The sequence below is a fragment of the Roseivivax halotolerans genome, assembly GCF_900115815.1.
GTDB classification, from domain to species: domain Bacteria; phylum Pseudomonadota; class Alphaproteobacteria; order Rhodobacterales; family Rhodobacteraceae; genus Roseivivax; species Roseivivax halotolerans.
In genome coordinates, this window is the sequence record NZ_FOXV01000008.1 from 71747 (window position 1) to 94707 (window position 22961).

The 22961-nt window shown below is 65.5% G+C and carries 26 protein-coding genes; 11 read left to right on the top strand and 15 right to left on the bottom strand.

Going from position 1 to position 22961, the window contains the following annotated elements:
- Window positions 1-131: 131 nt before the first annotated feature.
- From phnE (BM171_RS12160) to BM171_RS12200, 9 genes are all read right to left on the bottom strand, one after another.
- Complete coding sequence (gene phnE, locus BM171_RS12160) at window positions 132-944, bottom strand: phosphonate ABC transporter, permease protein PhnE (protein WP_093012577.1); 813 nt, start codon at window positions 942-944, stop codon at window positions 132-134.
- The gene (gene phnE / locus BM171_RS12165) at window positions 941-1747 is read right to left on the bottom strand and encodes a phosphonate ABC transporter, permease protein PhnE (RefSeq protein WP_093012580.1); all 807 of its coding nucleotides are present in this window, start codon (window positions 1745-1747) and stop codon (window positions 941-943) included. The genes phnE (BM171_RS12160) and phnE (BM171_RS12165) overlap by 4 nt, the downstream gene beginning before the upstream one ends.
- Window positions 1744-2565, bottom strand: coding sequence for a phosphonate ABC transporter ATP-binding protein (phnC, locus tag BM171_RS12170; protein ID WP_093012583.1), 822 nt, complete (start codon window positions 2563-2565; stop codon window positions 1744-1746). The genes phnE (BM171_RS12165) and phnC overlap by 4 nt, the downstream gene beginning before the upstream one ends.
- A 70-nt stretch (window positions 2566-2635) precedes the next feature.
- Complete coding sequence (gene phnD, locus BM171_RS12175; RefSeq protein WP_093012922.1) at window positions 2636-3586, bottom strand: phosphate/phosphite/phosphonate ABC transporter substrate-binding protein; 951 nt, start codon at window positions 3584-3586, stop codon at window positions 2636-2638.
- Between the two features lie 177 nt (window positions 3587-3763).
- Window positions 3764-4807, bottom strand: a complete 1044-nt coding sequence (locus BM171_RS12180; RefSeq protein WP_093012586.1) for a TonB family protein — start codon at window positions 4805-4807, stop codon at window positions 3764-3766.
- Entirely contained in the window at window positions 4804-5205 is a 402-nt protein-coding gene (locus BM171_RS12185; RefSeq protein ID WP_093012589.1) for an ExbD/TolR family protein, read from the bottom strand. Before BM171_RS12185 ends, BM171_RS12180 begins: the two co-directional genes overlap by 4 nt.
- Window positions 5202-5582: a biopolymer transporter ExbD gene (locus BM171_RS12190; protein WP_245760253.1), complete on the bottom strand. Its 381-nt coding sequence runs from the start codon at window positions 5580-5582 to the stop codon at window positions 5202-5204. Before BM171_RS12190 ends, BM171_RS12185 begins: the two co-directional genes overlap by 4 nt.
- Window positions 5575-6228, bottom strand: coding sequence for a MotA/TolQ/ExbB proton channel family protein (locus BM171_RS12195; RefSeq protein WP_093012595.1), 654 nt, complete (start codon window positions 6226-6228; stop codon window positions 5575-5577). The genes BM171_RS12190 and BM171_RS12195 overlap by 8 nt, the downstream gene beginning before the upstream one ends.
- Window positions 6225-6566, bottom strand: coding sequence for a hypothetical protein (locus BM171_RS12200; protein ID WP_342741994.1), 342 nt, complete (start codon window positions 6564-6566; stop codon window positions 6225-6227). The genes BM171_RS12195 and BM171_RS12200 overlap by 4 nt, the downstream gene beginning before the upstream one ends.
- A 322-nt stretch (window positions 6567-6888) precedes the next feature.
- Here BM171_RS12200 and BM171_RS12205 point away from each other — a divergent pair, with 322 nt between their 5' ends.
- Both BM171_RS12205 and BM171_RS12210 read left to right on the top strand, forming a co-directional pair.
- A complete protein-coding gene (locus BM171_RS12205; RefSeq protein ID WP_093012601.1) occupies window positions 6889-7770 on the top strand; it encodes a helix-turn-helix domain-containing protein in 882 nt (293 codons plus the stop codon).
- Window positions 7771-7895: 125 nt separating this feature from the next.
- A complete protein-coding gene (locus BM171_RS12210; RefSeq protein ID WP_175497545.1) occupies window positions 7896-10034 on the top strand; it encodes a TonB-dependent siderophore receptor in 2139 nt (712 codons plus the stop codon).
- Window positions 10035-10092: 58 nt separating this feature from the next.
- Here the strand turns inward: BM171_RS12210 and BM171_RS12215 are convergent, their stop codons facing one another.
- From BM171_RS12215 to BM171_RS12235, 5 genes are read right to left on the bottom strand one after another with little or no spacing between them, the layout of a single operon-like run.
- The gene (locus tag BM171_RS12215) at window positions 10093-10710 is read right to left on the bottom strand and encodes a (2Fe-2S)-binding protein (protein WP_093012607.1); all 618 of its coding nucleotides are present in this window, start codon (window positions 10708-10710) and stop codon (window positions 10093-10095) included.
- Complete coding sequence (locus BM171_RS12220; RefSeq protein WP_093012610.1) at window positions 10707-11660, bottom strand: ABC transporter substrate-binding protein; 954 nt, start codon at window positions 11658-11660, stop codon at window positions 10707-10709. The genes BM171_RS12215 and BM171_RS12220 overlap by 4 nt, the downstream gene beginning before the upstream one ends.
- The gene (locus tag BM171_RS12225) at window positions 11657-12700 is read right to left on the bottom strand and encodes a FecCD family ABC transporter permease (protein ID WP_093012613.1); all 1044 of its coding nucleotides are present in this window, start codon (window positions 12698-12700) and stop codon (window positions 11657-11659) included. Before BM171_RS12225 ends, BM171_RS12220 begins: the two co-directional genes overlap by 4 nt.
- A complete protein-coding gene (locus tag BM171_RS12230; protein WP_093012616.1) occupies window positions 12697-13680 on the bottom strand; it encodes a FecCD family ABC transporter permease in 984 nt (327 codons plus the stop codon). The genes BM171_RS12225 and BM171_RS12230 overlap by 4 nt, the downstream gene beginning before the upstream one ends.
- Window positions 13677-14480, bottom strand: coding sequence for an ABC transporter ATP-binding protein (locus BM171_RS12235; RefSeq protein ID WP_093012619.1), 804 nt, complete (start codon window positions 14478-14480; stop codon window positions 13677-13679). The genes BM171_RS12230 and BM171_RS12235 overlap by 4 nt, the downstream gene beginning before the upstream one ends.
- Window positions 14481-14793: 313 nt before the next feature.
- Between BM171_RS12235 and BM171_RS18940 the strand changes: the two genes are divergently transcribed.
- The 5 genes from BM171_RS18940 (at window position 14794) to BM171_RS12255 (ending at window position 16483) form a co-directional block, all read left to right on the top strand.
- Window positions 14794-14961 carry a hypothetical protein gene (locus BM171_RS18940; protein WP_175497546.1) on the top strand — a complete coding sequence of 56 codons (168 nt, stop codon included), beginning with the start codon at window positions 14794-14796 and terminating at the stop codon, window positions 14959-14961.
- Window positions 14958-15131 (top strand): hemin uptake protein HemP, encoded by a 174-nt coding sequence (gene hemP / locus BM171_RS12240; protein ID WP_093012622.1) that lies wholly within the window; start codon window positions 14958-14960, stop codon window positions 15129-15131. The genes BM171_RS18940 and hemP overlap by 4 nt, the downstream gene beginning before the upstream one ends.
- 54 nt (window positions 15132-15185) lie before the next feature.
- Window positions 15186-15446 (top strand): DUF1289 domain-containing protein, encoded by a 261-nt coding sequence (locus tag BM171_RS12245; protein WP_093012625.1) that lies wholly within the window; start codon window positions 15186-15188, stop codon window positions 15444-15446.
- A gap of 46 nt (window positions 15447-15492) precedes the next feature.
- The gene (locus tag BM171_RS12250) at window positions 15493-15909 is read left to right on the top strand and encodes a hypothetical protein (protein ID WP_093012628.1); all 417 of its coding nucleotides are present in this window, start codon (window positions 15493-15495) and stop codon (window positions 15907-15909) included.
- A 103-nt stretch (window positions 15910-16012) separates the two neighbouring features.
- The gene (locus BM171_RS12255; RefSeq protein ID WP_093012631.1) at window positions 16013-16483 is read left to right on the top strand and encodes a Dps family protein; all 471 of its coding nucleotides are present in this window, start codon (window positions 16013-16015) and stop codon (window positions 16481-16483) included.
- A 75-nt stretch (window positions 16484-16558) separates the two neighbouring features.
- Here the strand turns inward: BM171_RS12255 and BM171_RS12260 are convergent, their stop codons facing one another.
- Complete coding sequence (locus BM171_RS12260) at window positions 16559-18586, bottom strand: TonB-dependent receptor domain-containing protein (RefSeq protein ID WP_093012634.1); 2028 nt, start codon at window positions 18584-18586, stop codon at window positions 16559-16561.
- 197 nt (window positions 18587-18783) lie between these two features.
- Between BM171_RS12260 and BM171_RS12265 the strand changes: the two genes are divergently transcribed.
- Genes BM171_RS12265 through BM171_RS12280 form a run of 4 tightly spaced genes read left to right on the top strand, consistent with a single transcriptional unit; the run spans window position 18784 to window position 22600 of the window.
- Window positions 18784-19839: a hemin-degrading factor gene (locus tag BM171_RS12265; RefSeq protein WP_093012637.1), complete on the top strand. Its 1056-nt coding sequence runs from the start codon at window positions 18784-18786 to the stop codon at window positions 19837-19839.
- Window positions 19836-20750 (top strand): heme/hemin ABC transporter substrate-binding protein, encoded by a 915-nt coding sequence (locus BM171_RS12270; protein ID WP_093012640.1) that lies wholly within the window; start codon window positions 19836-19838, stop codon window positions 20748-20750. The genes BM171_RS12265 and BM171_RS12270 overlap by 4 nt, the downstream gene beginning before the upstream one ends.
- A 3-nt stretch (window positions 20751-20753) precedes the next feature.
- Window positions 20754-21821: a FecCD family ABC transporter permease gene (locus BM171_RS12275; RefSeq protein ID WP_093012643.1), complete on the top strand. Its 1068-nt coding sequence runs from the start codon at window positions 20754-20756 to the stop codon at window positions 21819-21821.
- A complete protein-coding gene (locus BM171_RS12280) occupies window positions 21818-22600 on the top strand; it encodes a heme ABC transporter ATP-binding protein (protein ID WP_093012646.1) in 783 nt (260 codons plus the stop codon). Before BM171_RS12275 ends, BM171_RS12280 begins: the two co-directional genes overlap by 4 nt.
- The last annotated feature ends 361 nt before the right edge of the window (window positions 22601-22961 follow it).

Genomic DNA, 22961 nt, shown 5'->3' on the forward strand with positions numbered 1-22961 from the left:
TAATGTCTGATCACGCGTCGAATGGAAAGGTGCCAATCTGCGTAAGGGATGAAGCCTGGCTCGTGGCTAGGCGGCGTTTCGGCGCGGTTCTGCTGCCATTCCTCCAAAGTGTCGGGGCGCTTGGACCTGGCTCAAATGATGGCTCGCCGCACCTTGGCGGAGACCCATTCGCTGACGACGACCGTGCCGAGGATCAACAAGAGGATCACCGTGACCTGCGGCCAGGCGAGGACGTTGAGCGAGGCTTGCAGCTTCAGCCCGATACCGCCCGCTCCGACGAGACCGAGGATCGTGCTTTCGCGGATGTTGATGTCCCATCGGAAGACGGAGATCCCCCAGAAGGCCGGCATGATCTGCGGCACGATCCCGTAGCTCAGCACCTGCGTGGCACTGGCGCCGGTGGCTTCGACGGCTTCGATCTGTCGCGCATCGGTCTCTTCGATCGCCTCGTAGAGCAGCTTGCCCACGAAACCGATGGAGCGGAGCGCGATGGCGACGATCCCCGCCAGGATCCCAGGTCCGATGATCGCGACGAGCAAGAGCGCCCAGATCAGCGAGTTGATGGAGCGCGAGGCCACGATGATGAAAAGCGCGATGGGCCGTAGGATCCGGGCCGAGGGCGTCGTGTTGCGAGCCGCAAGGAAGGCCACCGGCACGGCCATGATGACGCCGGCAATGGTGCCGAGCGTCGCGATGTTGAGCGTGTCCCAAAGCGGAACCAGCAATTCTGGCAGGTAGGACAGACGCGGCGGCATCATGCGGCTGCCGATATCGGCGGCCTGCCGCGGCGCGTCCCAGACGAACGCCCAGATCGTGTTCGCGGTCATGAGCTGCCAGCACCAGACGAAAAGCGCGACAAGCGCGGCCCAGCCAGCCCAGAGAAACAGTCGTGCCTTCGGCGTGCGATGGGCCCATGTTTGACTGTAATGCGTGATCTCGGTCATTGCAGGAACTTCCGCAGGTAGCTGGAGCCGTATTCGGCCACCATCACGATGCCGATGATGATCAGGAGGATCGCGCCGGCGCTATCATATTCATAGCGGTCGATGGCGGTGTTGAGCGTCGCGCCGATCCCGCCTGCGCCGACGATCCCGATCACCGCGCTCTCGCGGAAGTTGATGTCGAGCCTGTAGAGCGAAAGGCCGATGAGGCGCGGCATGACCTGAGGCTGCACCGCGTAATTGACGAGCTGCCACCAGGACGCACCGGTCGCTCGGACGGCCTCTGCCTGTGCCTCGTCGATCTCCTCTATGTCGTCGGCCAGGAGTTTGGCGAGGAAGCCGATGGTGGCGAAGCTGAGGGTCAGGAAGCCCGCGAATGGCCCGAAACCGAACATCGCCACGAGGAAGATCGCGATGATGATCTCTTGCAACGCGCGGCTGACCGCGATGATCGACCGGCAGATATAGTAAATCCAGGCGGGCGCGAGGTTGCTCGCCGCGCCGATGCCGATGGGCACCGAGATCAGCACGCCGACCACCGTCGAGGTCAGCGTCATGGTCAGGCTCTCGATGAGGCCGCGATAGATATCGCCCCAACGGCTCGTGAAATCAGGCTGCAGGAAGCCCATGACAAAGCGCTGCCCGCGTTCGAGCCCGATGGACACCCGTTCCCAATCGACCTCGATCGAGCCCACGGCGAGGACGAGGTAGACGAGGATGCCGATCTGCAGCGCAAGGCGCCAGCGCCGGTTCGTGACGATCTGGGGCGGTCGTCGCCAGGTGGTGGGGTAGCTCTGATCGCTCATTTGGCCAGCGCCGCCATCCGGTCGCGAGCATCAGCCTCGGCGGCCGATTGTTCCTCGTCGCCCTTGCGCATCGCGTTCCAGTCTTCCTCGCCGTAGATCGTCGTCAGAACTGTCTCGGAGAGCTCCGAGGGCGGTCCGTCGAAGACCACTCGGCCCGCGCGCAGGCCGACGATGCGCTCCATGAATTGCTGCGCGAGCGGCACATCGTGGATATTGACGATGGCGGGCAGGTTCCGCTCGGCGCAGATCTCGGTCAGCAGGCGCATGATCTGGCGCGAGGTCTTCGGATCGAGGCTCGCCGTCGGTTCGTCGACCAAGAGAAGCTCGGGCTCCTGCGCGAGTGCGCGGGCGATGCCGACCCTTTGCCGCTGACCGCCCGAAAGTGCGTCGGCGCGTTTGTCCGCCTGATGCATGAGACCCACGCGGTCGAGCAGGCGAAACGCCTCCTGCACGTCGCGCGGCGGATAGCGGCGCAGGAAGCTGCGCCAGAACGAGACATAGCCGAGCCGTCCCGACAGCACGTTCTCCATCACCGTCAGCCGCTCGACGAGCGCGTATTCCTGGAAGATCATGCCGATGCGGCGGCGCTGGCGGCGCAGCTCGGCCTTGCCGAGGCGAGCAAGGTCTACATCGCCCAAAAGGACTTTGCCGCCCGTGGGTTCCACCAGCCGGTTGATGCAGCGGATGAGCGTCGATTTGCCGGCGCCGGACGGGCCGATGAGGCCCACGATCTGACCTTTGGGGATTTCCAGCGTGACATCGCTCAGCGCGGCGTCGCCGGTCTTGTAGGTCTTGGACAGACCTTCGAGCTTCAGCATGAATTGACCTCGGTCGTGAAACGAATGCGGGCGGCGCGTGGCCACCCGCATCCATTGTTTGTAGTCGGGATCAGTTGCACTCGTACGAGACGCCGTTGGCCTCGTCGATCTGGCGGATCACGGCCCAGTCTTCCTGGAACGAGATCTCGATGAACTGGTCCTCACCGTTGCGGCCGAATTCCTCGGCGAGCGCGGTGCCTTCCCAATCGTAGCTGAAGAAGGCCTCGCGGATCGACTCCTGCAGCTCGGGCGTCAGGTTGTAGACCGTGCCGTAGCCCGTCGTCGGGAAGGTCTGCGACTGGTAGACCACCTCGAGCTGGTCCTCGGTCACCACTTCGCGATCAAGCATGCGGCCCTTGACCGAGTTGGCGATCGACGCGGCGATGTAGTCCTGGTTCGCGACACCGAGGATCGAGCTGTCATGCGCGCCCGAGAAGGTCGCCTCGAAATCCTCTCCCGCGACCATGTCGAACTCGGACATCAGGATCGCCGAAGGCGCCTTGAAGCCGGAGTTGGAGGTCTCGGAGGTGAAGGCGATGGTCTGACCGCGCAGATCCTCGACTTCCGAGATGCCGGAGCCCGGATAGGTGATGATTTCCATCTCGTAGCCGAAGGAGCCATCCTCGGCCGCCATCATCGCGAAGGGTCTGAAGCCCGCGCAAGCCACGGCCAGCGGGTTCGAGCCGGTGTTGAAACCCGCGACGTGAAGACGACCCGCGCGCATTGCCTCGATCTGTGCGGCGTTAGATTGCACCGGGAAGAACTGAACCTCCTTGCCGGTCACTTCGGACATGTGATCGAGAAAGCCCTGCCAGACCTCGGCATAGACGGCCGGGTCCTCGACGGGGGTGTAAGCGAAGATCAGCGTATCGGGATCGATCAGCTCGGATTCGTCGGTCGGGATATCCGCGATCAGGTCGCCGTCATTGTCGACATAGCGATCGCTGAGCGTGAATTCCGCGGAAGCCTGCGTGCCAGCGACGGCAGCCGCGGCTGCGGTGAGTGTGATGAGCGTCTTCATGTCATTCCCTGTTTTCTTGGCAGATGCGAGGCGGGTATGCGTCCCCTGATTCATCATCATGACGCTTTTGTAACGGTTTGACGACAACTGAAGTGCGTCCCGGCGGACGATGATGGGGCACGAGCCCGCGCGCTCGGCCTGCATCGAAAAATCCAGTGCTTTTCCGAAAGCTGGGTTTCAGCGGAACTCGATCACGATCGAAAACTGGCGCTGCGCGCCCGGTGGCGGCGGCGGGAAGGGCGCGGCGCGGCGGATGATCTGAGCCGCGGCATTGTCGAGCGAGCCGGACCCCGAGCTTGCCGCGATGCCAAGCCCGGCAAGGCCGCCCGAAGCCGCCACGGTAAAGCTGACGCGCGTGCTTCCGCGCCGGTTCATCCGGGGCCGGCCGACGCGATTGATGCGCGCCATCACCTGGCCAGGATAGTTGCTCGCCGAGGCATTCCCCGATTGCTGCGCCGTGCCTTGGCGCGTGCCCTGCTGCCGGGCCTCTGCCTCGTTTTGACCGGCCGCGGCACCCTGACGGCTGTTCTGCGCGGCATTGCCTTGCGGGGGCTGGCGGTCCGGCGCTGGCTGCCGTTCCGCGCGTTGCGGTTCAGGCTCAGGCTCTGGCGGCTTGTGTTCCTCTTCGAATTCGGCGCTGCGCGGGGCAGGGCGGCGGGAGCGGATCGGGGCGGCGCTGTCAGGCTCGCCTGCCTGAAGCGTTTCGGTGACCTGCTCCGGCGCCTCGGGCGGGGCTGCGGCGTCCGGCGCGACGGGCGATACCGCTTCGGCATCGGGTTCGGCAGCGTCGAGCGGTTCGGGGTCCGCGCGTTCTGCGCGGTCCCGTGGCAGAGCTACGGAGCCGTCCGGACGTTCGGGCAGCATCGCGGCCAATGCTTCCGGCGCGTCCGGGGGCGGTGCCGGTTCAGCGTGCTGGGGTTGTGTGGCTTCGGGCTGCTCGGCGGGGTCCGCCTCGACTTGCTCCGCCCGCTCAGGAGCGCTCGCGCCTGGGGTCGCGGGCGGTTGTGCGGGCGCGGCGCTGTCCTCTGCCTCCTCGGCTTCCATGACGCCCTGAGACATATCGGCGAAGCTGCCGGTGCGGGCCGTCTGCGACCCTTGGGCGCTCTCGATCTCGGCTCGCTCGTCGGTATGAAGCGCCAAGGCGAGACCGGCATGGATTGCGCCCGCCGCAATCAGCGCGGCCAGTTTCGCGGTCTTCGAGGAGAGAACCTTGCTCGTCATTCGAGCCCCCGTTCAGTCACGACCAGCACCCGCGCCGCGCCGGCGGAGCGCAATTCGCCCGCGATACGCACCAGTGCCGAGGCGTCGAGGTTGCGGTCCGGCACGATCCGGATCGTCGGGCCATCCTCTCCGGGGCGCGTCTCTGCCTCCGACAGCTCGAGATACGCGCCCGCCGAAACCACGTCGCGCCCGCGATAGCTCAGTCGTCCGTCGGCATGGACCACCAGCGCGTCGGGTGGCGCGCGCCCTTCGAGATCCTGCGTTTCGACCAGCGTCACGTCGCCGTCGAGCGGCGCCGCGAGTGTTCCGGCCACCATGAAAAAGACGAGCATCAGGAACACGATGTTGATGAGCGCGATGGTCGGCTCGCGGGCCGCGCGCTTGGGCCTCGTTCTCATGACCCCTCCATCACCGTCGGTGTGATGTTCGCCACGCCGCGGATCGCCACCAGCAGGTCGGTCAGACGCTGGGCTGTCACATCGTCGCGCAACGCCACGAGCAGAACGCGGGCCGTCTCCTCCGTCTCGGCGGTGAGTGCGTCGCTCAAGGTCTGGAGGGCGAGCACCTCGCCATTGAGACGGATATCCTCGGCTCCGAGTTGCAGAAAGAGCGGCGGGCTGTCGCTCGGCGCATCGGCGGCCTGCGCCGCTGCGGTCAGCTCGACCTCGGAGAATTTCGAGAAGGTCGAGGTCAGCATGAAAAACAGCAGCAAAAGGAAGATGACATCGATGAGCGACGTCATCGACAGCCGCCGCCTTGCCTTTGTCTTACGCATGAGACGGGGCGAGCTCCGGCTCGGATGCGGACCGTCCAGATCCCCGCGGCGCAAGAACGGTGTAGAGCGCACGGCTCGCGGTCACGCGCTCGTCGTCCATGCGCGCCTCGAACCAGCTTAGCGCCAACGCTGTCGGCATGGCGACGACGAGCCCGACGGCGGTGGTCAGAAGCGCCACCCAGATCCCGCCCGCGAGGATAGAGGGATCGACCTGTGCGCCGGCGTCCTGGAGTGCCTGGAATGCTTCGATCATGCCGAGCACGGTCCCGAAAAGGCCAAGAAGCGGGGCCAGCTGCGCGACGGAATCAAGGAACCGGAAGCCGCGCTCGAGGCGGGCGAAGCGGGTCTCGGCCTCGGCTTCCAGACGCTGGGCGGCGCCGGGCCCTGCGGAGAGCGCCATGTCGACGACTGGCGCAAGGTAGCTCGTCGACCGGTCCAGGGCGGCCCGCGCGCCTGCGCGGTCGCCGCGATCCCAAGAAGCGATGGCCTCCGACAATGCCTTGTGCCGTCCAACCCCCGCGCTGTTGAACTGCCAGAGCTTGTAGAGAACGACCGCCAGGGTCACCACGGACACCGCGATCAGGAGGAGCACGACCGGACCGCCAAGATCGGCGATGCGGCGGATGGCTTCGGCGATATTGGTCATCCGATCACCTCGATCCCTGCGCGGGTCTCGAGACGCAGATCGCTCTCGCAAGCGGCGGGCCCCAGGGCTTCGGCCTCACAGGTCTCCGCGCCGTTGAAAAGCACCCGGCCGAGACCGTCGCAGGCGGTGCCCGAAATCACGAACTGCCGCACGCGCGGTCGTCCTGCGGGCAGCGTTCCGAAATCGAAAAGCGTGAGCCGGTCGACCTGACCTTCGGCATCGAAGAGCACGGTCTCGTAGACCGCCTGCGCGATATCGCTGCCATGTCCGTTGAGAACGACGAAGGACATCCTGCAACTCTCGCCGTCCGTCTCCGCTGCGTTGAGCTCGATCGACACGCGAGGTCCGAGCTCTTCTTGCGCGACAGCTGGCAGGGCAAGGAGAGAAGCGCAAAGCGCTGATACAAGTGACGTGGGTTTGCTCATGTCCGGTCCCCATGGATTCGTGGCGAGGGTTACAGACATGCGTGGCTATCGAGCGTTGGCTGGCGCATGCGGATTGCTGCGGACTCCGATCATGTTTCCGCGTCGAGTGCAATAGTTGATAAAAACTATCGGAAAGAGGGCGCAGGTCGATATGCGCCCGGTGTTTGCCGTTGAGTCCGGGCAGGATCTCTGAAAGAGGTAAGGCTGACTTAAATTATCAGGAATTCTTCTTTCGATGAGTTTCCGCCCCGCTGTGACATCGTTCCTGTCCGGGATCCGTCCCGCCGCGCCGCTTGTCTATGCTGCGTGGGATGCGGGCGTTGCAGATCTGTGGCGGGTGGAGATCGGTCGTGACGGGCAGGGCTCTTACACGGCGCGCGATCCGCGCTTCGTCGTCGTTCTTGACAGGGGCGACAGCCCGTTGCGCCTGTCAGGGGCGGGGCTCGACGCCGCGATGCCAGTGCGCGTGGCCTATGTTCCAGCGGGGGTTGCCGTGCAGTCCCGCTTCGCACGGCCGGGCGCGCTCACCCATCTCGACCTGCATTTCAGCCGCGCGTGTCTCGAGCGCCGCCTCGGCGATGCCGGGCTCGATGCCGACGTGCTGACCTCGCGCGCACTCGCACTTCCAGAGGCCCCGGAGGTCGAGGCAATTGCCGGGCTGATCGCGGAAGAAGTAAAGGGCGGCGACGCCTCGACACTGGTCTGTGATGCGCTGGCGACTGCGCTCGCCGGAAAGGTGTTCGCCGAGGCCGCGCCCCTGCTCGGCTCCGCAAGGCGGGGAGGGCTGACAGCCCGGCAACTCGCGGTCGTCGATCGGCTCATGCAGGACAACATGCACCGCCGGTTGATGGTCGCCGAGATGGCCGACGCGATCGGCCTGTCTGAAAGCCGGTTCGCTCATGCCTATCGCGAAAGCCGGGGCCAGACCCCTCATCGGGCCTTGCAGAAACTGCGCGTGCATCATGCGGAACAACTGCTCGAGGATCCCGCGCGCAGCATTGCCGATATCGCGATCGAGACCGGGTTCTCAGACCAGGCGCACCTGACGCGCGCCTTCTCCGCGATGACGGGCCGCACGCCCGGTGCGTGGCGCAGAGCGCGTCTGATCGGAAATTGACAGCAGGATTCCACAATTTCCGACAGTTTTAGTCAAGACGCTGGTGATCTGCCTCGCTAGGTGGCGGGTTCAATCCGCCACGGCCCGCTCCGAGACGGCCGACACCAATGTTCAAGGGGACAGCCATGAGACCTCGCACCGACTCCGTGCGCCGTGCGCTTATTACGACGACCATTCTGACCGGGTGTGTCGTGCAACCGGCCTTCGCACAGCAGGGAGAGGTCGATCTCGGGCAGATCACCTTCGAGGTGCAAGGTGCGGAGCCGGTGGGCAACGACGCCAACCCGAACACGCTCTCGGGTGTGAAGACCGCGACCGAGATCACCGCGGTGCCGCAATCGGTCAGCGTGGTCGGTCGCGAGGCCTTCGGGCGCGAGAACCCCAGCAAGGTCGACCAGGTCCTCCGCGACGTGTCCGGGGTCCAGTCTCAGCTCTACGGCTATGACAGCGACACCAACTGGTTCTACCTGCGCGGGTTCAACTCCTCGGATACCGGCGCGTTCATGGATGGGCTGTCGCTCTTTTCCTACGGCTTCGGCACATTCTACATCGATCCGTTTCTCCTCGACCGCGTGGAGGTGCTGAAGGGGCCGTCCTCGATGCTGTATGGCGCATCGAGCCCCGGCGGCGTGGTCAACTACGTCTCGAAACTGCCGGACGGCGACGAGGGCCGGTCCCTGACATTCGGCGCCGACAGCGAAGGCCGTGCCTGGCTGCAGGGCGAAGTCGCGGGCCTTGCGGGGCCCGACCTGTCCTATCGCTTCGGCGGAAAGCTGCAGCGGCAGGACGGGCACGGCATGTTCGAACCGGGCCTTGAGGGTGTCATCTATGGTGGCGGCACGAAGGCCTTCGCCGATGGCAGCAAGCTCACATTGCACCTGAGCTATACCGACATGGACGAGGACCATGTCGGCGGTCAGTTCCTTCCCTATTTCGGAACCGAGAAGAAGGGCCCGTTCGGCCATTTCGACGAGTATTACAACGGCGGCGATCCGGATGAGGACGCATATGACCGCGAGCAGCTGATCGCCACGGGCATCTATCGCCGTGACGTGGCCGGCTGGCAGATGACCGACACGTTCCGTCTCGGCTATGCCGATCTCGAGGAGCTCTACGTCTATCCAAACGGCTTCACGAGCGGCCAGGTGCCGAGTGCGACGGCCGACGTGAACCGCTTCGTCTTCGCCCACGACAGCTACGCGACCATCGCCCAGAACGATCTGCGCTTCACACGGCAGATCGAGACGGGCGGCGCGACACACGATCTGCTCGTCGGTCTCGACATGCGCCGCTACCGGCTCGACGAAGAGCAGGCGTTCGCATTAGGCACGCCGCTCGATCCGGACGATCCGAGCTACGATGCCGATCAGCCCGAGGTCGGTGCGCCCTATATCGATGGCGTGCGGGTGCAGGATCAGGTCGGCCTTTACGCGCAGGATCAGATCCGGTGGGGCAGCGGCTGGATCGGTACGGTCAATGCGCGTTACGATAAGGTCTGGTCTTCCTTCGAGGACGAACTCGGCCCCGATCTCGACCGCGAAGACGAGGCGTTCACCTGGCGGCTGGCTTTGGCGCGGGAGTTCGGCACCGTCACGCCCTATGCCACGGTCGGTACGTATTTCAATCCGCAGGCTCTGAGCGCGGACTCGCGGGATGCGGAGCCCGAAGAGGGGCGCCAGATCGAGGTCGGCGTGAAGTGGCAGCCGAACCCCTCGTCGCTGGTGACGTTCTCGGCCTTCGACATCACCCGCGAGAACGTCTCGCAGTCCCTCGTCAACGGTGGCACCTTCGACAGCCGCACGCTTGGCGAGGTGCGCTCCCGCGGGATAGAGCTGGAAGCCGATTGGCAGGCCACCGAAGCGGTGCGGCTCAGCGCGGCCTACACCAATCTCGATGTCGAGATCGTGGATTTCGAAGCGGACCCTTCGATCGAGGGCAAGACCCCGCAATCGGTGATCGAGGAATTCGGCTCCGTGCAACTGGCCTACACGCCCTTGTCCTTCCCCGACCTGGAGCTGCGCGCCGGCGCGCGTTATCGCGGCGACAGCTGGGCGGACAACGCGAACACGCTCGACGTGGACGGCGCATGGCTTTTCGATGCGGGTGCGACCTGGGATTTCGCGGAGGATTGGACCGCGGATCTGAACGTCACCAATATCGGCGATGAGCGGTACACGGCGAGCTGCCAGACCTCGTTCGGCACGTCGTCGTGCTGGCAGGGCGAAGGCCGGGTCGTCAGCCTCGGCGTCACCAGGTCGTTCTGAGGTCCACCGAAGAAGGGAACAGCCGAAGGAAGGGGCGCGCCGGGTCGGTGCGCCCTTTTCAATATGCGGGCTGGGTCACGTTCCGCATTGTCTGGGCCTTTCTCAGCGGACAATTCGTGCAAAGATCGCCTGCAACGGCGAGATAGCGGCAGCACCCGCCCCGGCGCGGGATCGCTCCGTCCTCGAGCTGCAGCTGGCGGTTGGAAAACGGCGCACCGTAGCTCTTGAGCACATCCTCAGCCCGCAAACGTTCGCCCTGAAGGATCCAGCCGAACGCCAGCCCGTCGCCCGCGATACGCCAGAGCGCCCGCGGCGCGATCGGTCCGGCGAAGGCCAGCGCATTGACCGAGGGCGCAAAGAGGCGGGCAGCGGCAAAGCTCGCCGCCGGCGCGCTCGAACGGGGCCGGTTCGCAGGGGCCTCGCAGATCGGCGCGAAGGTCAGGCCATCCCTGGCGTCCGTTCCCGTGGTCAGGTGGAACGTCTCCGCGGGCACGTCGCCCAGTGACAGCCCTTGCGCGTCCCATCGCGTCAGCACCGGCGCAACGGCATGCGCCAGAACGTTCATGATCCACGCGGCGTGATCGCGCCCGGTCATCTCGGGTAGCGCCTGCGCGTTGAGAGCGATCAGATCGTCGACCACGTGGCCGGTCGTCGCGAGGGTGAAGGCGATCGTCATTCGGTCCGCACCGGTCCTTCGCCGGCCATCGCCGCTTCCAAAGCCGGCACCAGCATGTCCAGCGCATAGGGCAGGCTCAGGAGAGAGGCATGGGAGAGCGCTCCGCTCAGAAGCGGCCCGGCGAAGACTTCCCTGCCACCCCGCGTCGCGTTGAGAAATTCGCGAGTGACAAGAGCCTTGACCGGCGAGAAGTCACCGTCGGTCGAAATCCAGAGGATCACATCCGCGTCGATCACCGAGAGGGCCTCCTCGCTCAGCGTTACGGCGAAAGGATTGCCCGCGCCTGCCGCTTGGTCGATGGCTTTGGGCGTCTCGAAGCCGAGCTCTGCGAGAAGACGCGGGCGAATGTCGGCCGAGGTGTAGGCGCCCGGCGTGCCCGTCAGCGCATAGGCGACGCTCGCGGACTTGCCGTCCCAGCCGGGATGCGCCGCGGCGATCTCCGACACGTATTGCTCGATCTCCGCGATCTGCGCTTCGGCCCTGTCCGTCTTCCCGACCACTCGGCCCGCGATGCGGGCGCGCTCATCCCATGGCAGATCGTAGTCGCCGACGCCTTCCGGCACCGCGACGACCGGGGCGATACGCGAGAGCTGTTCGTAATCGGCCTCGGTGATCCCGGACCAAAGCGCGAGGATCACGTCGGGATTGGAGGCGGCGACCGCTTCATAGTCGATCTCGCCGCGCAGGACGGTCGGCTCGGAGGTCAGTTCGGGCGCGGCCCAGGGCCAGAGCGGCCCCTCGAACGCGCCATACCAGTAGCGCAGGGCGACAGGCTGGATGCCGAGTGCAAGAAGATCATCGGCCCCGGAGAAATCGAGGCTCGCGACGCGGTCGGGCTCTGTCTCTATGACGGCCTGACCGAACTTGTGCTCGATCGTGAGTGGGAAGTCCTGCGCGACGGCCGGGAGCGCGGCGAGCATCGGGATGGCAATAAGGGCAGGGCGGATCATGAACTCTCCTTGCGGTGTTTTCGGAGCATGAGGAGCGCGAAGCAAGGCGCGCCGACCAGCGCCGTCACAAGCCCCGCGGGAACCTGGATCGCCCCGAACGCGGCGCGTCCCGCGAGGTCGGCGGCGAGGGTCAGGCAGGCCCCGACGGCCCAGGACAAAGCGAGATGAAGTCCGGGGCCGGTCGGCGCGAGTCTCCGGGCAGCGTGCGGAGCGAGCAACCCGACGAAGGTGATTGGCCCGACAACCGACACCGACGCTGCGGCCAGCCCGACCGAGCCGAAGAGAAGGAGCACGCGTGCCCGGCTCACGATGTGGCCGAGGCTCGCGGCAAGATCGTCGCCAAGCCGGAGCGCCGAAAGCGGGCGCGCGGCGAGAAGCATGATGGCAAGGGCGGCGACCGAGACCCAACCCATTTGGCGCACCTCGTCCCAACCGGCCGACCGAACGGATCCCGCGAGCCAGCCGAGCGCCTCGTGGGCTCCGGAGATGCGGCCATAGGTCAGGATGGCCGTCGTCAGCGCGGTCAGGAATGCCGCGATGCCGATTCCGATGAGCAGAAAGCGCGTCGATGCACCGCTCCGCGCACCGGTCATGGCAAGAATGAAGACCGCGACGATGAGGCCGCCACCGAACGCCGCCGGCGCGCTCCAGGCATCGGGCGCGTTCGGCAGCAGAACCGCGAGCGCTACCACGGCAAGGCCGGCCCCCTGGCTGACGCCGATAAGCGCAGGATCGGCGAGCGGGTTCAGCGTCGTTCCCTGAAGCAGCGCACCGGAGAGCGCGAGAAGGCCTCCCGCCATCAGCGCGGTCAGCGCCCGTGGCAGCCGGAATTCAATGGCGACGAGGTCCGCGCGTTCGGAGGCCGATCCGAGCAGCGCGGCCAATGCGTCATTGAAACCGACCCCGGCACTCCCGAGTGACAGGCTTGCGAGAAGCAGCGCGCAGATCACCAAAGTCGAGGCGGCAAGCAGGGCCGCGCCGCGCAGGGGCATTTCGAGCGCGATACGGTGCCCGAAAGCGGAGGTGCGGATCGTTGTCATCCGCGCACCTTCAGAAGCGCCACGAAGACCGGCGCGCCGACAAGGGCGGTAAGAATGCCGGTCGAGATCTCCGCCGGCGCGATTAGCGTGCGGCCGACCGTGTCGGCGGCGAGCAGGTATATGGCCCCGAGCGCGATGCTCGCGGGCAGAAGGCGGGTGTAATCCGATCCGAAGGTCAGCCGCGCCGCGTGCGGCACCGTCAGCCCGACAAAGGCGAGCGGTCCGGCCAGAGCCACGGCACTGGCCGTGAGCACGACCACGGCAACAAGCGTCAGGACACGAATGCGCGCGACCGGCACGCCGAGCCCCTGCGCGCTCTCGTCGCCAAGGGACAGCACGGTCAGTTTCGGCGCGAGAAGAAGCGCTGCTGCAAGGCCCGCAAGCGCCCAAGGCGCGACCATGCCAACGACCGGCATCCTGAGCCCGGCCAACGAGCCCGAGAGCCACACCCGTAAATCCTCGAAATTCCTCTCGTCGACAAGGTTGAGCAGCGTAGTCAACGCGGCGAGAAACGCGCTCACCGCAGCCCCGGCGAGGACCGGCGTGAGCATACCCGCACCGCCGCCCGCCGCCGTGGTCAGCCCCCAGACCATCAGCGCGCCCACAAGTGCGCCGAACGCGGCGAGGAGCGGAACCAGAGAGGGCGCGCCGAGCCCGAAGACGCCTTGCGCTGCGACAACGGCGAGTGCGGCACCGGCCAGAAGGCCAAAGAGGCCGGGCTCGGCAAGCGGATTGCGCGTCGCCCCTTGCATGAGCGCGCCAGCCGCCGACAAGGACGCGCCCGCCAGCATAGCGCCGAGCGCGCGGGGCAGGCGTATCCCGGCGATCACCGCCGCGTCGTAGCTTTCGCCGCCGGACAAGAGCGCGGAGATGACCGCGCGCGGTGGCACGGCATGGGCGCCCGCTCCAAGATGCCAGGCGAGCGCGCCGATCAGAAGGACACTCAGCACCGCAACGGGAAGCAAGGCTCGAATGCTCATGCCGCCGTCCGTGGCAGGCAGACCGGCCGTCCAGTGTCAGGGTCCGCGATGATGCGCGCATCAAGGCCGAACACGCGCTGAAGCAAGGGCGCCGTCAGGACCTCGCTCGGGGGGCCTTCCGCGTCGATTTGGCCATCCCGCATCATTACGATCCGATCGGCGAAGGCGGCGGCGAGGTTCAACTCGTGCAGAACGACGAGAATAGTGCGGCCCTTCCGGGCCAGCCTGGCGAGAAGCCCCATGATCTCCAGCTGCACCGACAGATCGAGATAGGTCGTCGGCTCGTCCAGCAACAGGATCGGCGTGTCCTGCGCGAGGGTCATCGCGATCCAGCAGCGCTGACGCTGCCCGCCCGACAAGGCTTCGAGACGGCGGTCGGCGAATTGGACGGTATCCGTGGCGGCCATCGCCGCGTCGATGGCGGCATCGTCTTCGGGTGACCAGTGCCGCACGAGGCCGCGATGGGGGTGGCGGCCTTGGGCGACAAGGTCGCGAACGCGCATGCCCTCGGGCAGGATCGGCGATTGTGGCAGCAGCGCCATCCGCTGTGCCGCCGCTCTTGGCGAGAGCCGGGCCAGAGTGGTGCCGTCGACCTCAATCTCGCCGGTCTCCGGGCGCAGGATGCGCGCGATGGTCTTGAGAAGCGTGGACTTGCCGCAGCCGTTGCGGCCGACAAGCGCCGTCATCGCTCCCGGAACGATGTCGAGATCGACGCCGCGCAGCGCCTGCGTCTCACCGCGGCGAACGCCGAGGCCTCGCACCGTTATCCGGCCCGGCTTGTCCGGGGCGATCTCGACCATTCCGCCTAATCCCGATCAGTTAACTCAGGATTGGTGTTCCAGACATTGACCCGGTTCGCAAGGCCCTCGGGCGCGTCAGGCGGCGGCAAGCCGGGCTCGGGTCACCTTTTGCGGCTCGGACGGTTCCGAGGGCTGGTCGCTCGCGCTCGGATAGTCGCCACTTTAACTTGACTGAATGGGTCGGGAATGGCACCTGTTCTTATATCGAGTCTTTTACTCGGAATTTTTGACATTGTGCGCGCATCGATATGGCGCGCGTCCTAGCCACCGCCTCAGGCAGCCCGGACGTGAGAGAACAAGAGTGGAGCACGCTGTGAGCGAACGCGATCTCGAGACGGGCCGGACACGGCGGATGGAGCGGAGCCTCTGCTGGCGCGAAACCGCGCTGACGCGGATGGAGAGCAGCATGACCGAAAGCGGCGAGTTCGAGCGGCTTGTCGATTTTCAGCGGTCCTTGGCGGCAGGAGCGGAGCAGAGATGAGCATGCATCGTCCCGTGCCGGCCCCGCTGCAATCCCAGACCTCCGGCAGCTCGGCTGTCTATGACGCGCACGACCTGATCCCCGACGGGATCAAGGCCGAAATCGTGCTCGACGGTCAGACCTATACGCTTCGGATCACCCGCACGGGAAAGCTGATCCTGACGAAATGAGACCCCGAAATCCAGCCAGATCGAGCGCATGCTCACATCAAGCAAGGTTCACAAATGTCCAAGACCCCAAGCCCCTGCATCGACGTCTGCAAGTTCAAGCGCGAGGGACATTGCATCGGCTGCTCCATGACGAAGGAGCAGAAGTCGATGTTCAAGAAGCTGAAGAAGGACTCCCATCGCGAGGCCTTCGTGGAGATGCTCGTGGCGCAGCAGGCCGTGATGGGCCGCTACACCCACTGGGAGCGGGCCTACGCCAAGAAATGCCGCAAGAAGAAAGTGAAGCTCGACGTGCTGTCGGGCGGCAAGGCCGCCTGAGCGCGACTGCCATCACGTTCAGATCCTGGAGACGACCCGGATGCCAATGACGCAGATTGCAGCCCTTCCAGCGCCCCGGCCAGAGGCCGCGCCGCGATATCCTCAGGAGCCGCTTCTGGAATATCTGAGGACCGCGCAACGGAGCGTGAGGAGCCGCGCGCGGGCCGATCTTTTCCATGCCTGCGCCGCGCTGTCCGACGATCCCGAAATCTCGGCCCGCGCCTCGGCAGAGGTGTTGATGCGGTGCCTTGGGCAAGCGCTCAACAAGCGCCCGCACCTGCATCGTCCCGGCGAAAGCGCGCGCTCCTTCGACGAGGCGTGGCTTCTGCAGCTCAGCAATTCATTGCACAGCGGCGATACTTCGAGCGCGGTTTTCCTGCTCAACTCGCGCGTCCCGCCGCATGCGCGGCAGGCGATCATCTTTCTCCTCCGCGCCGTAGCCGACGGAATTCGTCAGTTTTAGAATAATTCTAAAAGCTCTTGTCTTGCCTGCGAATGCGGTTAGATTTCCTCAAGCAAGCCAGCCTGAGGTCAGCCAGCCGACGTTCACAATTCAGGAGTCCGCCATGACGGAAACCGCTCAATCTCTTTCGACGGATGCGAACACGCAGATCGCCGAGGCCCTCAACCAATGTGTCGCGGAGACCGTTGTCGCGACGATGCTGGCGCAGAACTTTCATTGGAACGTGACCGGCATGGCTTTCGGCCCGCTGCACGCTCTGTTCCAGGAAATCTACGAAGATCATTTCACCGGTCAGGACGACCTTGCGGAGCGTATTCGCGCGCTGGACATGCATGCGGAAGGTACGCTTGCGGGCATGCTCAAGCGCTCCAAGGTCAACGAGGCGGAGGGCGCCCCGGACGACAAGGCGATGATCAAGCAGCTGAAGGACGCGCAGGAGACGCTGGCCGAAACGCTTGCGGGGGCAGGCGAGATCGCCGCGAAGCACGGCGACACGCTGACAGAGGATCTCTGCATCGAGCGCGGCCGCACGCACGAGAAGTTCGCCTGGATGCTGCGCGCGCATTTGCAGTAGAGCGTCCTGCACTCATGCCGCTTCGCACGGGGCCGGCCGCGATCTCGTCGGCCCCGTGCGCTGTGCGTGCCGTTCTCAGAACGTCTTGGTGAGGGTCGCCTTGAGCGTCCGTCCCGGCGATTTGCGGCTAGGCGAGGCGAGGTGGCCCACGTAATCCACGTCGAACGCATTCTCGAGCCCGAAGCGGATCTCCGATCCTGCGAGGATGCCGGACGCGTCCGGCGTCCATGTCGCACGCAGGTTGTTCACGGTGGTGTTTGGCAAATCGTCCCCGAGCGCATCTCGGCGGTCTGCGGTGTGCACCACCTCCCAGCTCAGATCGAGCGTATCGTCGAACGTGCGGCCGACCGTCACCTGTAGCCGGTCCGACAGCGTGTTCCGCCAATCGGCCTCGCCGCCGCCGGGATTGTACTCGGTGCCTTCGACAAGATGCCCGGCGAGGTCGACATAAGTGCCATTCGCGAACCCGTAGGAGGCTTCGAGCTCGGCGCCGCGTGTCTTGACGCTTTCGAGCGGCGTGCCGGTGGAGCCGGCGACGGTGTAGCTGGTGATATCCCAGAGCGTCGTCTCGTAGATATTGCCCCGGATGCTCAGCGTGTCGCCCGCCGCGAACCATCCACCGCCGGTATATTCGGCGCCGAGTTCGAAGGTTTGCGACTTCTCGGTCGTCGACATGCGCTCGCGGGCGTCGGGTGTCGCACCGAGATCATCGATGATCGGAAGCCCTTCGGTATAGGCCGCCGAGCCGAAGACGGAGACACCGTTCCCGAACTCGTATCCAAGCGCGAGACCGCCCATCCATGCGTCGTTGTCGAAGGTGCCGAAATCCCCCGCACTGTCGACCTCCGAGGATTCGTAGCGCAGGGCAGGGGTCACAGTGACCGCACCGATCTGCATCTCGTCGATGAGGAACGCGGCGAACCGCCGATCCGTGCCACCCGGCGCGGAGGCCTCTTCGTTATCCGCGCGAACGCGTTTCTGCAGCTCGATCCCCGTCAGAAGATCATGCCCGACCGCGCCGGTGTCGAAGATGGCGCGGTTCGAGACGGTCAGCTTGGTCGTCTCGTAGCGCTGATCGGCTTCGACGGTTCTCAGCAGGAACGGAAAACTCGGCGTGCCCTCGGCCGACGACGAGCCGGGCACGTAATCGTATTCGATCTTCTGATCGGCATAAGAAAGGTTGGCCCGCAGGTCTATGAGATCGTTCGCAGGATTGTATCGATAGTCGAGCGCTGTCTGCGAGGTGTCCGTCACCCGGTCGACGTTGCCGAAGATGTCGGCGGTCGTGATGAACTGGTCGTAGGGCACGTCCTTGTCATCCGCGACCGTGCGGGAATGACTGAAGCTGAGCTGATGCTCATCCGCGTCGCCGAAGGTGAAGGTCGCCTTGGCGAGACCCGAAGGTGTCTGAAAGCTCGAATTCCCGATCTCGTCGCCGTCGCCATCGGTCAGGTCGTCCTGGTCGCGGAACGTGTAGTTCAGCAGGAACTCGGCATTGTCGCTCGGCACCCAGGCAAGGTTAGTCGAGCTGACGAAGCCGGGCCCGTTGCTGCTAGCCTCGACTGTCTGCGAGCCGCCGAAACCGAGGTCACCGCCGGTGAAATCGGATGCGTCCTTGGTCTCGAGCCGCACCACGCCGCCGACGATCCCGGAGCCAAAGGCGAAACTGCCGATCGTGCCCCGCAGAACCTCGACTTCGCGGTAGAGAAGCGGATCGGTGAAAAGCTGCGTGCCGATCCGGTAGAGCTCTTCCGAGCCAACGCTCGCGCCGTCGATCTGAACCGCGATCTTCTGATCCGAGCCGTAGGTCGTGTTCGCACCGAAGCCGCGGATATTGATGCCGGAGCCCTGCGGCGTCGTGCCGTTGACGAGCGCTACCCCCGGCACGGAGTCGACAAGCTGTCCGATGGTGCTGGCCTGCCGGTCCTGGATCTCTTCCGCCCCGACGACCGTGCGCGACAGCGCCGTGCCGAAGCTGAGGTCTCGCTTGCCCTGGGTCAGAACCAGCGTGCCTAGGAAACCAGGATCGTCCTGCGCCGCTGCGGGCCATGCAAGGGTGATGCAAACCAGCGCGGTTGTGCCGCGCAATGCGTGAAGTGCCATGTCGCCATCCTTCGAAGTGTCAGTTGTGCCCGTGGCTTGCTGAGGCTGGCGCGGCATTTTTCAGGGTCGCCCGCGTTTCGGCGCGGCGACGGGTTGCACTCCTAGTTTATCCTTATTAAAACAGTCAACAAATAAATGACAGCCACGCACCGCATGCCGGGCGCAGCCATCGACTCCTTCCTGACATGAGGTACCGCATGGCTTTCGAGGCTGAACTTTTTCCTGATGACATTCTCTCGCGCGCCGAAGCACATCCAAAGCTCCGCGCTCGCGATCTTGCGCACGAGATCGGCATTTCCGAGGCCGCGTTTGTGGCCGCGCGGGTCGGGCAGGCTGTCACGCGGATCGACGCTGATCCCGACCGTTTGCTGCCTGCCGTGGAAGCCTTGGGCGATGTGATGGCGCTGACCCGTGTCGAGGCCTGCGTGCATGAGAAGGTCGGGCGTTACGCCAATTACCATCCCGGCGCGCATGCGGCGATGGTGCTCAACGAAGAGATCGATTTGCGGATCTTCCCGTCGCATTGGGCGCATGCCTTCGCGGTCGAGACCGTGGGTGAAGATGGAGGGGTTCGGCGCTCCTTGCAGGTTTTCGACAGGGCGGGCGACGCGGTCCACAAGATCCATTTGCGGGACGGCTCGGATCTTTCAGGCTGGGAAAGCCTCGTGCCCGCGCTCGCGCGGGAGGATCAGAGGCGGGTGCAGCCCGTGGAGCCGCGCGCACCGGTGGAAGGGCCGAAGATTCGCGCCGACAAGGCCGACATCCTGCGCGACGAATGGGCCAAGCTTACCGATACGCACCAGTTCCTGCGTCTCTGCTCGAAGCTCAAGATGAATCGCCTCGGGGCCTATCACACGGCTGGGCAGCCCTTCGCGCGCCGCCTCGATCCGGCATCGGCGAACAAGGTGCTGCAGGATGTTCGGGAGGCGGGGATCGAGGTGATGATCTTCGTTGGCAATCGCGGCTGCATCCAGATCCATAGCGGCCCGATCGGCACGCTCCGGCCGATGGGGCCGTGGCAGAACGTCATGGATCCCGGGTTCAACCTGCACTTGCGTCTCGACAAGATCGCCGAGCTCTGGGCGGTTGAGAAGCCGACGCAACGCGGCCCGGCGGTCTCGCTCGAGGCGTTCGACGATGCAGGCGGGCTGATCTTCCAGATCTTCGGGCTCGGCAAGGAGGGCCGTGACAGCCGGCCGCAATGGGGCCGGATCATCGAGGCGCAAAGCGGCCTTCAGGAGGCAGCGGAATGATCGGCGCGGCCTGTAAACATACGCGTCGCGGAAGCTGGACGATTGCCGCGATCACCCTCGCGACCGCGCTCTTCGGAGCCCATACGGCTTGGACGGTCAGCGCCGCATCTTCGGCGCATGCTGAAGGCTCGGGCGACGTGCTGTCGCTCGGCGGATCCGTGACCGAGATCGTTGCGGCGCTCGGACAGGAGCATCGCCTCAAGGCGCGGGATACGACGTCGAGCTACCCGCCGAGCGTGACCGACCTGCCGGATGTGGGATATGTGCGCGCGCTCTCGCCCGAGGGCGTACTCGCGGTCAACCCCTCGCTCATCGTGGCCGAGGAAGGCGCCGGTCCTCCCGAGGCGCTGGAAGTGATCCGCGCGGCGCGTATCGAATACGTAGAGGTGCCGGAGGCCTACAGCCGCGACGGCATCCTGCGGAAGATCGAGGTTGTCGGCGATGCGCTCGGCGTATCGGACCGCGCCGAGGATCTGGCGCGAAAGGTCGGCGCGGACCTTTCCACTGCAATGACGAAGGCCGAGCGGGCGGAGGCCGACAAGCGCCGCGTGCTCTTCATCATCTCGGCCAATGGCGGAAAGATCACGGCTTCGGGGTCCGGCACGGCGGCGGATGCGATCATCCGCATGGCGGGCGGCGTCAACGCGGTCACGTCCTTCGACGGCTACAAGCAGATGAGTGACGAGGCGCTGGCCGCAGCAGCGCCCGATGCGATCCTGATGATGGATCGCTCCGGCGATCACGCGGTGGACGACGAGGAACTGCTGTCTCTTCCGGCAATGCGCCTCACGCCCGCTGCCGAAACGCGCGATGTGATCCGTATCGACGGCATGCTCCTTCTGGGCTTCGGTCCGCGCACCGCGCAGGCCGTGACCGAGCTCAGCGGCGCGCTCTATGGCGGTGAGGGCTAGGCGATGGTGGCGGAGACGCAGAGCTTCACCGCGCCAAGGGATCGCCACCTTTTCGCGCGCCAGCTTCACCTCTGGCTGGCCGCCTTCCTGATTTTCTGCGCGGCGCTCAGCCTGCAATTCGGCGCCGCCGATGTGCGGCTGAGCGCGCTTCTGGGCAAGCTCGTCACCGGCGAGCCGCTCTCGCAGATGGAGCGGATCGTGCTCTTTGATATCCGTCTGCCGCGCCTTGCGATGGGCGGACTTGTCGGGGCGGCGCTGGCGGTCTCCGGCGCGACGATGCAGGGACTGTTCCGCAACCCGCTGGCCGATCCGGGCATCGTGGGCGTCGGAGCGGGGGCCGGGCTCGGCGCGATCCTGGCCATCGTTCTGGGCTCGATGCTGCCCTTGGGACTGACGCAACTGATCGGCGCGCAGCTGGTGCCGGTGGCGGCGTTCCTCGGCGGCTGGGGCTCGACGCTTCTTCTCTACCATGTTTCGACGCGCGGTGGGCGCACCTCGGTCGCAACGATGCTGCTGGCGGGGATCGCGCTTGGCGCGCTGGCGGGGGCCGTGTCGGGCATCCTCGTTTACATCGCCGACGATCAGCAATTGCGCGACCTGACCTTCTGGGGACTCGGCTCGCTGGCCGGGGCGAGCTGGGGCAAGATCCTGACCGCCGGCCCGCTCATCGTGATCTCGATCGCGGCAGCGCTGTGCCTCGGTCGCGGGTTGAACGGGCTCGCACTGGGTGAGGCGACCGCCGCGCATATGGGGATCGCCGTCCAGCGCATGAAATCCGTTGCGATCCTGTCCGTGGCCGGCGCGACCGGCGCCGCGGTGGCGATCTCGGGCGGGATCGGCTTCGTCGGGATCGTTGTGCCGCACCTGCTGCGCCTTGCCTGCGGTCCCGATCACCGAACGCTCTTGGTGAATGCGGGGCTGCTCGGCGCGAGCCTTCTGATCCTCGCCGACGTGATTGCGCGCATGGTGATCTCACCGGCCGAACTGCCCATCGGGATCGTCACCGCCGTTCTCGGCGCGCCGGTCTTCCTGTGGATCCTGCTCAGACGCCGGGGAGTCGTCGATCTATGACGCTTGAAGCTCGGAGTATCTCTGTCGACTACGGCAAGCGGCGCGTGCTGCATGGCGTGACGTTCATGGCGCGTCCTGGTGCGGTCACCGCGATCGTCGGTCCGAACGGGTCGGGCAAGTCGACCCTGCTGGGTGCCGTATCCGGGGACCTGCCGCATGAGGGGACCGTCAGCCTCGGTGGCCGGGACGTCGCGCGGATGCCCATATGGCAGGTGGCGGCGCAAAGGGCGGTGCTACCGCAAGCCTCGCGCCTTGCCTTCGATTTCACCGTTCTCGAGGTGGTCCGGCTCGGCTTGCAATCGGGACGTTCCGGTGACCGCGCGGACATCCCGATGCGCGCGCTCGCGCGGGTCGGCCTTGCCCATTACGCGGCTCGCACCTTTCAGGAGCTGTCGGGCGGCGAGGCGCAGCGCGTGATGCTCGCCCGTGTCCTCGCCCAGGTCTGGGAGCCAGTCGATCAGGGCGAGGCGCGGTGGCTTTTGCTCGATGAGCCGGTCTCCTCGCTCGACATCGCGCACCAATTGCAGGTGATGCAGATCGCGCGGGACTTCGCGTCGGCCGGCGGCGGAGTTGTCGCGGTGATGCACGATCTCAACCTGACCGCGCTTTTCGCCGACGAGGTCACGGTACTGTCCGAGGGCGAGATCATCGCCGCAGGCACGCCGGGCGCGGTGATGACCGATGCCATCCTGTCGCGCGCCTATGGTTGCGCGCTCAAGGTGTCGACACCGCCCGCGCGGAATATTCCCTACATCCTGCCACACGCCGCGGCATCCTGAAATCGAGGCAGGCGGCAACGCGGCACGAGCCAGGCGATGGCCCTGAGGTTGAATCGAGTTGCTCCGCGACAGGGTTCGATTGCGATTCGGGCCACGATTCAATGGCTTTGGCCGCGATCTTGAGGCCAATGAGAGCGTTCATGCGGTATTGGTTATCCTGCGAGAACAACAGCTCGTGAGACTGGGGCGGGATTGTGGCCTGCCTCGTTTGCACTGAATTCAGATGCGCGTATGTTGCCGATCAGGAAACAAATACGCGGTATTTTACAAAAACCAGCGTAAAATATGCTCTTTAAGCGTGATTTAAGAAACAATCACGCGAGTATGTCCCCGCTCAACAGCCATGATTGCGGCGGCTTCG

Excerpts from the sequence above, each read along its gene's own strand:
- BM171_RS12215 (WP_093012607.1), bottom strand. The coding sequence starts at position 10,710 with ATGACGATCGCCTTCACCCTCGCGACGACCGGCCACGTGGTCGACGAT.
- BM171_RS12270 (WP_093012640.1), top strand. The coding sequence starts at position 19,836 with ATGATCGGCGCGGCCTGTAAACATACGCGTCGCGGAAGCTGGACGATT.
- BM171_RS12205 (WP_093012601.1), top strand. The coding sequence starts at position 6,889 with ATGAGTTTCCGCCCCGCTGTGACATCGTTCCTGTCCGGGATCCGTCCC.
- BM171_RS12245 (WP_093012625.1), top strand. The coding sequence starts at position 15,186 with ATGTCCAAGACCCCAAGCCCCTGCATCGACGTCTGCAAGTTCAAGCGC.
- BM171_RS12230 (WP_093012616.1), bottom strand. The coding sequence starts at position 13,680 with ATGAGCATTCGAGCCTTGCTTCCCGTTGCGGTGCTGAGTGTCCTTCTG.
- phnE (WP_093012580.1), bottom strand. The coding sequence starts at position 1,747 with ATGAGCGATCAGAGCTACCCCACCACCTGGCGACGACCGCCCCAGATC.
- BM171_RS12235 (WP_093012619.1), bottom strand. The coding sequence starts at position 14,480 with ATGGTCGAGATCGCCCCGGACAAGCCGGGCCGGATAACGGTGCGAGGC.
- BM171_RS12280 (WP_093012646.1), top strand. The coding sequence starts at position 21,818 with ATGACGCTTGAAGCTCGGAGTATCTCTGTCGACTACGGCAAGCGGCGC.
- BM171_RS12265 (WP_093012637.1), top strand. The coding sequence starts at position 18,784 with ATGGCTTTCGAGGCTGAACTTTTTCCTGATGACATTCTCTCGCGCGCC.
- BM171_RS12255 (WP_093012631.1), top strand. The coding sequence starts at position 16,013 with ATGACGGAAACCGCTCAATCTCTTTCGACGGATGCGAACACGCAGATC.
- BM171_RS12220 (WP_093012610.1), bottom strand. The coding sequence starts at position 11,660 with ATGATCCGCCCTGCCCTTATTGCCATCCCGATGCTCGCCGCGCTCCCG.
- phnD (WP_093012922.1), bottom strand. The coding sequence starts at position 3,586 with ATGAAGACGCTCATCACACTCACCGCAGCCGCGGCTGCCGTCGCTGGC.
- BM171_RS12190 (WP_245760253.1), bottom strand. The coding sequence starts at position 5,582 with ATGCGTAAGACAAAGGCAAGGCGGCGGCTGTCGATGACGTCGCTCATC.
- phnE (WP_093012577.1), bottom strand. The coding sequence starts at position 944 with ATGACCGAGATCACGCATTACAGTCAAACATGGGCCCATCGCACGCCG.
- BM171_RS12250 (WP_093012628.1), top strand. The coding sequence starts at position 15,493 with ATGACGCAGATTGCAGCCCTTCCAGCGCCCCGGCCAGAGGCCGCGCCG.
- BM171_RS12195 (WP_093012595.1), bottom strand. The coding sequence starts at position 6,228 with ATGACCAATATCGCCGAAGCCATCCGCCGCATCGCCGATCTTGGCGGT.
- BM171_RS12275 (WP_093012643.1), top strand. The coding sequence starts at position 20,754 with ATGGTGGCGGAGACGCAGAGCTTCACCGCGCCAAGGGATCGCCACCTT.
- BM171_RS12185 (WP_093012589.1), bottom strand. The coding sequence starts at position 5,205 with ATGAGAACGAGGCCCAAGCGCGCGGCCCGCGAGCCGACCATCGCGCTC.
- BM171_RS12210 (WP_175497545.1), top strand. The coding sequence starts at position 7,896 with ATGAGACCTCGCACCGACTCCGTGCGCCGTGCGCTTATTACGACGACC.
- BM171_RS12260 (WP_093012634.1), bottom strand. The coding sequence starts at position 18,586 with ATGGCACTTCACGCATTGCGCGGCACAACCGCGCTGGTTTGCATCACC.
- hemP (WP_093012622.1), top strand. The coding sequence starts at position 14,958 with ATGAGCATGCATCGTCCCGTGCCGGCCCCGCTGCAATCCCAGACCTCC.
- BM171_RS12225 (WP_093012613.1), bottom strand. The coding sequence starts at position 12,700 with ATGACAACGATCCGCACCTCCGCTTTCGGGCACCGTATCGCGCTCGAA.
- phnC (WP_093012583.1), bottom strand. The coding sequence starts at position 2,565 with ATGCTGAAGCTCGAAGGTCTGTCCAAGACCTACAAGACCGGCGACGCC.
- BM171_RS12180 (WP_093012586.1), bottom strand. The coding sequence starts at position 4,807 with ATGACGAGCAAGGTTCTCTCCTCGAAGACCGCGAAACTGGCCGCGCTG.